General features: G+C 61.7%; 6 protein-coding genes and 1 pseudogene. 4 read left to right on the forward strand and 3 right to left on the reverse strand.

Features of this window, described 5'->3' with window-relative positions; genetic code table 11:
- Window positions 1-410: pseudogene (locus QOC89_RS23875) on the forward strand (hypothetical protein); the annotation flags it as partial.
- 63 nt (window positions 411-473) lie between these two features.
- On the opposite strand, the gene QOC89_RS23880 reads toward QOC89_RS23875, so the two are convergent.
- The 3 genes from QOC89_RS23880 to QOC89_RS23890 all read right to left on the reverse strand — a co-directional run bounded on the left by QOC89_RS23880 (window position 474) and on the right by QOC89_RS23890 (window position 4219).
- On the reverse strand, window positions 474-2195 hold the full coding sequence (locus QOC89_RS23880; protein ID WP_323047275.1) for a carboxylesterase/lipase family protein: 1722 nt from the start codon (window positions 2193-2195) through the stop codon (window positions 474-476).
- 543 nt (window positions 2196-2738) lie between these two features.
- On the reverse strand, window positions 2739-4031 hold the full coding sequence (gene opgC, locus QOC89_RS23885; protein WP_323047276.1) for an OpgC domain-containing protein: 1293 nt from the start codon (window positions 4029-4031) through the stop codon (window positions 2739-2741).
- Window positions 4032-4090: 59 nt separating this feature from the next.
- Entirely contained in the window at window positions 4091-4219 is a 129-nt protein-coding gene (locus QOC89_RS23890; RefSeq protein ID WP_323047277.1) for a hypothetical protein, read from the reverse strand.
- Window positions 4220-5100: 881 nt separating this feature from the next.
- Between QOC89_RS23890 and QOC89_RS23895 the strand changes: the two genes are divergently transcribed.
- From QOC89_RS23895 to QOC89_RS23905, 3 genes are all read left to right on the forward strand, one after another.
- Complete coding sequence (locus QOC89_RS23895) at window positions 5101-6009, forward strand: LysR family transcriptional regulator (RefSeq protein WP_323047278.1); 909 nt, start codon at window positions 5101-5103, stop codon at window positions 6007-6009.
- A gap of 115 nt (window positions 6010-6124) precedes the next feature.
- The gene (locus QOC89_RS23900) at window positions 6125-6988 is read left to right on the forward strand and encodes a class II aldolase/adducin family protein (RefSeq protein WP_323047279.1); all 864 of its coding nucleotides are present in this window, start codon (window positions 6125-6127) and stop codon (window positions 6986-6988) included.
- An 84-nt stretch (window positions 6989-7072) separates the two neighbouring features.
- The coding region (locus tag QOC89_RS23905) for an MFS transporter (RefSeq protein WP_323047280.1) at window positions 7073-8016 on the forward strand (944 nt) is incomplete at its 3' end.

The following is an 8016-nucleotide window of genomic DNA, read 5'->3' on the forward strand; positions in this document are numbered from 1 at the left end:
TGTTGATTGCCATAGTTAGTCAACACGTTTTCCGATGGTGGCCCATGAAACGATTCATCGAAAGCGCGGCGCGAGAGCAACTAGCGTTGCTACCCGAGTATCTCGACGATTACGTCGACGCCGAGCCCCCCGTGTACGTGGCCAACGAACGCATGCAGTACCTGGGGCCGGACGGCAAGCTGATCACCGGGTCGCTGCGCGATTTCACGCGCATCACGATCGGCAAGTGTTTAGTCTCGCTCGACGCGTTCCTGCAGGCCTGGAGCGACGCCGACAAAAAGCAGGCGATCGTCGGCGAACTCGAGCAGCACGGGATCCTGTTTGACGAGCTGGCCAGGGAGATCGGCGAGGACCTCGCCTTCTCGCATCGAGATCGACTCGGTGTCACTCTTGCCGCGGTTTACGGATGACTCACGCCGCAGTTTGCTTGCGCCGGACACGCTGACTCGCACGCCCGCCCGGCATGCCCCCGCCTATGCGCGCGCGAAATTCAATGGCATGCTGTACTGATAGTACGGCAGGCCCGCCAGGGCGGCCCGCGCCTCGCCGCCCGGGTTGCTCGCGATACGACTGTCGCGATCGAGCAGCATCGTCGTGCGATGCTCCTGATCGAAGCGCGGCCAGTGGGGCAGCAGCGCGTTGTTCGGATCTCCGGTGTGCGCGAACGCCGCCCAGGTCGCCATTGTCTGGCGCGTGAGCGGCGCAATGTCCTCGCCGGTGCCGACGAGCCCCGCGGCCGTCGTGGCCGTGCCGAACACGAACGGCACCTCGGCGGTGTGGGGCGAATGAAGCACGCCCCCCATCACCGGTGTGCGCCAGTCGAACACGTAGGCATAGACCGGCGCGCTCGCACGGGTCGCCTGGCGTACCGCGATTTCGACAGTGTTGCGGCGGAACATATAGTCGGTGGTGATTTGCGCCAGCGCGTCAGTCGGCGAGGCGCCTGGCAACGTCGAACGGTAAGCCTCGACCACGGTGCGCGCGGCGGCCGGCGCGACGCGCAGATAGCGAGCGACCCGCCGCTCGACTTCGGGCATCCCCAGCAAAAAATTGTTCGGGTCGCGCGCGAGCATCAAGGTCGTCTCGGTCGCCGCATTGCCGATCAGGAGCGGGATGCCATGCGCAAGCGCGCCCGCGTCGGGATCGTAGGGGTTGCGCGTAAAGGAGCGGCCGTCGAGCACGGCCCGGAAAGGATCGCTGATTTCTTTCATTGCCGCGAGCATCCGGGCGGCGGGCACCCGCTGCAAAGCTTCCCCCTCGGCCCGCGCGAGACCGAGCTTGCTCGCGAGCTGAGCGGCTTGCCGGGCGGCTTCATCGGGGCCGGTAAGGCGTAGTCCGCCCGAGCAGCTTTGCGCGATTGCCTTGTGAAAGAGGCCATTGGCGGCCGGCATTTGCAAGAGCGCGGCCACTTTCGCCGCGCCGCCCGACTGCCCGAAGATCGTGACATTGTTCGGGTCGCCACCGAATGCTGCCACGTTGTCGCGGACCCACCGCAATGCCGCGACCATGTCCAGCACGCCCGCGTTGCCCGCGTCGGCAAACCGCTCATCGCTACCCGCTAGCGAGAGAGAGCCGAACACGTTGAGCCTGTGGTTCACGGTCACGACCACCACATCACCGGCGCTTGCCAGCTCGCTGCCGTTGAAACCGGGCGCACTGCCCGCGCACGTGACCCAGCCGCCACCGTGCAGCCATACCATTACCGGACGCAGCGTGCCGTCCTTCAACTGTGGCGTGAAGACGTTGAGCGACAGACAGTCCTCGCTCGTTGGCTCGAGCGATACGTACCAGCCGGTCAACGGCGTGGGCTCCTCCGCGTTTTGCGGCGCTGAGTTGCCGTACGCCAGCGCAGAGCGGATACCGCCCCAAGGCTTCACCGGTTGAGGCGGCAGGAATCGGTTGGCGCCCCCCGTCGATGCAGCGTACGGAATACCTTTGAAGCTGAAACCCTTTCCTTCGCGCGCACCGCTCACCTTGCCGCTTGTGGTTTCGACGATTGGCTCTGCAGTGGTGCCCGTTGCTCCCGTTGCCGCATAGGCACCACGGATGGCGAACGTGGGCAACATGCCGGTGCCGGCAATGGCGGCGACGCCTTTGATCAGCGTTCGACGCACCGGCTGCGCGCAGCCCGCGTCTGTCATTGATATCGCGTTTTCATTGACCGAAGCCTTGTCGAGGTGGGTTGTTCGCCTCATGCTCTTGTTTCCTGAAGTGGAATGGGTTCGATTTACGGTTTCATCAGGCATTGTCGTCTTCCAGAACGAGGAAGGATCGTATTCGTGGTTGGGGCAGTACAACGGTATGTCCCGAGCGCGGGTCCAGATTGTCCTCTTTACTTCGTGGTGCATCGAATCGCGACAGACGAACCTTACCGCGCAACCGGTTCTCCATTATCCAATGCGAAATGGACGGGCTAGACTGCACTGATTAAACAGGTGTTGGGGAGCAAGCAAATGGCGGCGCACGGCGATAAGCTCACAACGAATGAATTGGCCACCTGTTGCGCATCGATCCGGTAACCGCCGGAACTTGGATGCTGACGGTCGACCCGCATCGACCCCGGCACGATGTCGGCAGCGCGATCTACCTCCGTTCATAGCGGTCTGATCAGCGTTCGCCGCTAACGCCGCGCGATCGATGAAGTTGCACGGGAAACATCGTGAGCTGGCAGTTTAGCGTGTTGATGGCCACGCAATGCTTCGGTTGTTGGCCCTCCATCTGTTGTCGCTCAACCTCACTCAAGCGATTGGAGGGTGGCGGCGACTCGGTCGTGGTGCGGCCATCGTCGGTACTGGCAAGTGCGGTGCAGCGGTTCGGCATCCGTATTGTCCATTCCTGTCTTGCCGCCGCGCTGTCGGCCGATTGGATTTGAGCTTGGCCGCAGCGATGGCGACGCCGAGCACCGCCGCGATCGTCAGCAAGTCGGCTGATAGCGCCGCAGCAACCGCTTGCGTGCGTGTATGAAAGGCGGGCGCTGCGACCTGCAGCGCGGTGTCGGCAACGATCGAAATGAGCGTTCCCCAGACAAACCAGATCAGTCCCTGGCGACCGACCGTAACCACTGGCGGTAGCGCCGCGGCCAGCCGGTCGATCCACTCGAGCCGGCTCAGCTGCGCGACTAGCCAGGCGATCGCGACGAAGTTGAGGACTCTCAGGGAACTCAGGTGCTGTTTCAGATTGCCGGGTTCCGGCTGGCTCTCAATCATCAACTTGTAAGCGGCGAAAGCCAGCGCAACGGCGAGCGCAATCCTGGTCAGCCGTAGTCCGGCGCGCGAAGTCTGGAACACGGTGGACACCGGATGCAGCCGGCACAGCATGCCAAGCATAAACATCAACTGCCACGCGAACGGATCGAATGACCAGCCGATAGGGTCGGCGCTCGGCAGCAGATGCGCAAGCGGGGGTGCGCACAGCCACAACGCCAGGCTCGCCAGCAGGGCGGGAGCCGGCCTGCTACCAACAACCGGCGTCACCAGCGGCACGCACAGCGCGAACCCGATATACATAGGCAGCACTGCAGCCAGATCAGGCTGGCGCCGTAGCGTGGCGATATCGAGTAGCGTCTGGAACGGCCGGACCAAAAACCGTGGCGCATCGGTATAGGTCAGTATGGTGGTGTGGATGTGCAGCGCGAGCATCGCCAGGCCGCAAAGCAGCATTAGAGCGGCCGTCCGGAGATAGCCACGATAAATTTCCCAGCTGCGTTTAAGGAAGCGGCGATGCGCGTGCGCTGTGCCACCGCTCACTGACATCCCGCAATAAGCGGCGGCGCTCGCATAGCCGCCGAGAAAGACGAAGACCTCGGCCGCGTCGCAAAATGCATAGGTATGCAATGTCAGATGCGAGAGCGCGCTGTGCGAGACGTGATCGAGCGTAATCACAATCAGCGCCAGGCCGCGCAGGAAATCGACGCTCGTTGAACGAGCGGGATTTCGAGTCATGGTGAAACTCCGCTTGATGCTGTGTGGATGTGACGATTGAGGCTGCGGAGATTGCGCCGGGCCGGCCGAGCAGCCGCCAGGGGTGTTCACGAATCCGGCTTCGTGTCGGGCTTTGTCGTTTCCGAACCCTATCTCACGCCTGAGCCCCGTCAGTCGGCGCAGTCCTCTTTGATCGAGCAGGGCTCACAGGCTTCGGGCCTGAAGGCCTGCCACTCGGGAATCACAGGTGCCCAATCGTCGAGGGCGGAAAAGTCTTCGATGTGTGTGGATTCGTTCATGATGATTTTCCAGTGGGCGATCGGGTTCCAACCGGGGTATTACCGCGGCCAAAGTCGATCTGATAGCGCTCAAAGAACAACTCTAGGCCTCCGGCGTCTAAGTGAAAACCCTAATAAAGACAAAACGTTGTTCCAACCCACGCAAGAATGGCCATCCGGACGCACGTTCTCCGCTTGGAGCGAACCCGACCTTAAATTGTTCGAGGCGTCCCCTGGCCGCGCTGAGCGCGCCCAACATAACCGGGCGCAGCGGGCCGCCGAACGACCGCCGCAAACCATTCGTACCCCGCCCCGTCCACATTCCACACGCCTGTTCCTCTACCTTTTTCGAAGATCTCAGCCAGGACTTGAGCGCCTGCGATGAGCGTTTCCTGTTCGAGGGCTTAGCGCCGTTCTGGGCTGGCTCGTCACCGCATTCGGACTTTCCTTCGGCGCGCAGTTCTCGTTCGACTTGCTCAACAAGATGATGATGATCTGTTCCACAGTGAAGCCGCATGAGAAGAGCCCCGAGGAGGCGTCGCACGATCATCAGAATCTGTAGTGCCTTGCGAGAGGCAGCACTAGCCGATGACTCGCCGACCGACTCGAACGGATGAATGTCCGTTGCAGCCGTTGAGGTGGGCGCTTGGTTCAGTGTCCGGAACGGGTGCGTGCTGCCGGCCGCAGCCAGGCGAGGGTGAAGCGGCGCATGCCCGTTGCATGAGGCGGCACGCGGCCATAAGCTGCCTTACATCTGCCATGATTCCACGGGCGGCTTGGCAAACAGAAGCGGCCATTGCAAAAGAGCCAGGTTACTGAACGAGCCGGAGAAAGCGGGCGCAGAAGGGACCGACGCCAATCCGGGTAAATTGTACGGCTGTTGCCGCACATGGATTCGAAAGATGAAAGATGAAAGATTGCTTGAGATGCGCGTCTTCAAGGCCGTGGTGGAGGCCGGGGGCTTCACCGCGGCGGCGAATGTGTTAGGGGTTAGCCAACCCTTTGTCAGCCAAAGCGTCAACAGTCTGGAGCGCAGGCTCGGCGTGCAACTGCTGCATCGTTCAACGCGCACCCAGCGGCTGACCCATGAGGGCGAGCGCTTTCTGCTGTCTTGCAACGACATTCTCGAAAGCCTTGAGGAAGCGGAAGCGCAGGTCCGATCTAGCGAGCCGTCCGGCAATCTGCGCATTAGCGCACCTCATGCGTTTGGCATGGATCAGCTGGTGCCCGCGTTGCCCGGTTTTCTGTCGTCCTACCCGAAGGTGTCCGTGCATTTTTCCCTATCGGATTCCAACGTCAACCTGATCGAGGACAACTTCGACGTCGCAATCCGCATGGGCCGACTGCAGGATTCCTCTCTGCGCAGTCGAAAGCTCTGCGACCTGCAACGAATCGTCGTCGCGTCTCCGGGCTATCTCGCCGCGCACAGCAAGCCCGTGACTCCGCTCGGCCTGTCCAGACACGCCTGTTTGACATGGGAGTCGCCGCGCGAGCATCTGAACCAGTGGCCGTTCATGATCAACGGCAGGCTCGAACGGGTCGCGGTGCAGGGTAGTTTCCGCAGTACCGACGGCACCACCCTTTTTCAGCTATGCGTGGCCGGCGTGGGCATCATGCGCCTAGCCGAACACCTGGCATTGCCCGCGATCCGCAGAGGCGACCTGGTGCCGCTCCTCCCGGAGTACCAGGCCAAGGATGACACCGCGATCCATGTCGTCTATCTGCCCGAGCGCCAGCTGGTGCCGCGCATCCGCGCCTTAATCGACTATTTCGTCGATGTCTTCCGCGAGCCGCCCTGGCAGAAGCCATAGGTGCCGGAGATTTATATGTTGGCGTAATAAATCCTATTGCCCGGCGCGCCTAGATCGGCGACCGGTGTTTCCTTATCGTTAGCGGCATGCGATCACTGCTACAAAAGGAGACACCATGAGCACCGGAAAAATCGATATCAGCGCGCAGCAGGCCGAACTGCGTCGCACGATTTCCCATCCTTCGAACAACTCCATCTATCGGCCGAAGCAGGCAGGGCTGAAGTTCCCTGAACTGCCCGACTTTTCGTCCTTCGCCCAGGAGCGCCAGCACCGCAAGGAACGCCTCGTCGCCGCCTGCCGCGCTTTTGCACTGCACAATCTCGACTACGGTTTCGCCGGCCACCTCACCGTGCGCGATCCTGAGTTCCCGGAGCTGTACTGGACCAATCCGATGGCCGTGCACTTCTCCCGGGTGAAACTCTCGAACCTGATTCTGGCCGACCATACCGGCAAGGTCGTCGAAGGCGAGTACGCGCTCAACCGCGCCGGCTTCGTGCTGCATGCTGCGGTGCATGAAGCCAATCCCGACATCGTTGCGATGTGCCATGCGCACACGGTCTACGGCACCGCGTTCGCGGCGCTCGGACGTCCGCTCGACCCGATCACCCAGGATGCCGCGGCCTTCTATGAAGACCATATCGTGATCAAGGACGAGGCCGGTGCAGTCGCGGTCGAGGAAGAGGCCGGGCTGTCGGTTGCCGACTACTTCAAAAACGTCAAGGCGGCCATTCATCAGAATCACGGCCTGCTGACGGTGAGCCGCCACAGCATCGAAGCCGCCGCGTTCTGGTTCATCGCGCTGGAGCGCTGCTGTCAGCAGCAGTTGCTGGTCGAGGCTACCGGCGTCAAGCCCGTCATGGTTCCGGAGCACAGCTCGCGCTACAGCCGCGAACACGTCGGCAGCGAATACATCGGCTGGCTCCATTTCCAGCCCATTTATGACCAGCTCGTGCAGACCACGCCGGACATGTTCGACTAAACGGCCAGGATAGGCCGCCGCATACACAACAAGTCGCGTCGGCGCAACGACGGAGCGCGCCGGCGGTGATTCAAGGAGACAACGATGTTGAAAACCGCTTACGGCGATGTCGTCACACCAGCCAACACCGAGGACCGGACCTACGCCAAAGTGACATGGCGGCTGGTTCCCTTCCTCTTTCTCTGCTACGTCTTCGCTTACCTGGACCGGGTCAACGTAGGCTTTGCCAAGCTGCAGATGCTGACCGACCTCAAGTTTAGCGAAACGATCTATGGCTTGGGCGCTGGGATTTTTTTTATCGGCTATTTCATCTTTGAAGTGCCGAGCAACATCGCGCTGCATCGTTTCGGCGCGCGGAAATGGATCGCCCGTATCATGCTCAGCTGGGGTCTGCTTTCCGGTGCGATGATTTTCGTAAAGACGCCCACTGCCTTCTACGTGCTGCGCTTCCTGCTCGGCGTCGCTGAGGCCGGCTTCTTTCCGGGCATCATTCTCTACCTGACCTACTGGTATCCGTCTTCGCGCCGCGGCAAGATCACCGCAATGTTCATGACCGGGATTCCAATCGCCGGCGTGATTGGGGGTCCGCTTTCGGGCTGGATACTGAACACCTTCAGCGGCGTGCACGGCATGGCTGGGTGGCGGTGGCTGTTCCTGCTCGAAGCGCTGCCTTCCATCATCGGCGGAATTGCGGTGCTGCTCTACCTCGACGACAGGATCAGCGCGGCGAAATGGCTGAGCGCTGAAGAAAAGTCGCTGCTCGAGACGGGGCTGGCGAACGAGTCAGGGCACATCGAGGTGCATAGTGCAAGCGGCGCATTCACCAACAGGCGCGTGTGGGTGCTGTGCCTCTGCTACTTCGGCATCATCATGGGTCTCTACGGCATCAGCTTCTGGCTTCCCACGCTCATCAAGGCCTCGGGCGTAAGCGACGCTTTCAATGTCGGCCTGCTGACGATGATCCCCTACGGCGCCGCGGCCATCGCAATGGTGCTGCTGGGACGCAGTTCGGACCGGAGCAAGGAGCG

It is taken from the genome of Paraburkholderia sp., from assembly GCF_034668105.1.
Taxonomy (GTDB): domain Bacteria; phylum Pseudomonadota; class Gammaproteobacteria; order Burkholderiales; family Burkholderiaceae; genus Paraburkholderia.

Bases quoted from the DNA above. Each gene is read 5' to 3' on its own strand.
- QOC89_RS23900 (WP_323047279.1), top strand. From the start codon at position 6,125: ATGAGCACCGGAAAAATCGATATCAGCGCGCAGCAGGCCGAACTGCGT.
- QOC89_RS23880 (WP_323047275.1), bottom strand. From the start codon at position 2,195: ATGAGGCGAACAACCCACCTCGACAAGGCTTCGGTCAATGAAAACGCG.
- QOC89_RS23890 (WP_323047277.1), bottom strand. From the start codon at position 4,219: ATGAACGAATCCACACACATCGAAGACTTTTCCGCCCTCGACGATTGG.
- QOC89_RS23895 (WP_323047278.1), top strand. From the start codon at position 5,101: ATGAAAGATGAAAGATTGCTTGAGATGCGCGTCTTCAAGGCCGTGGTG.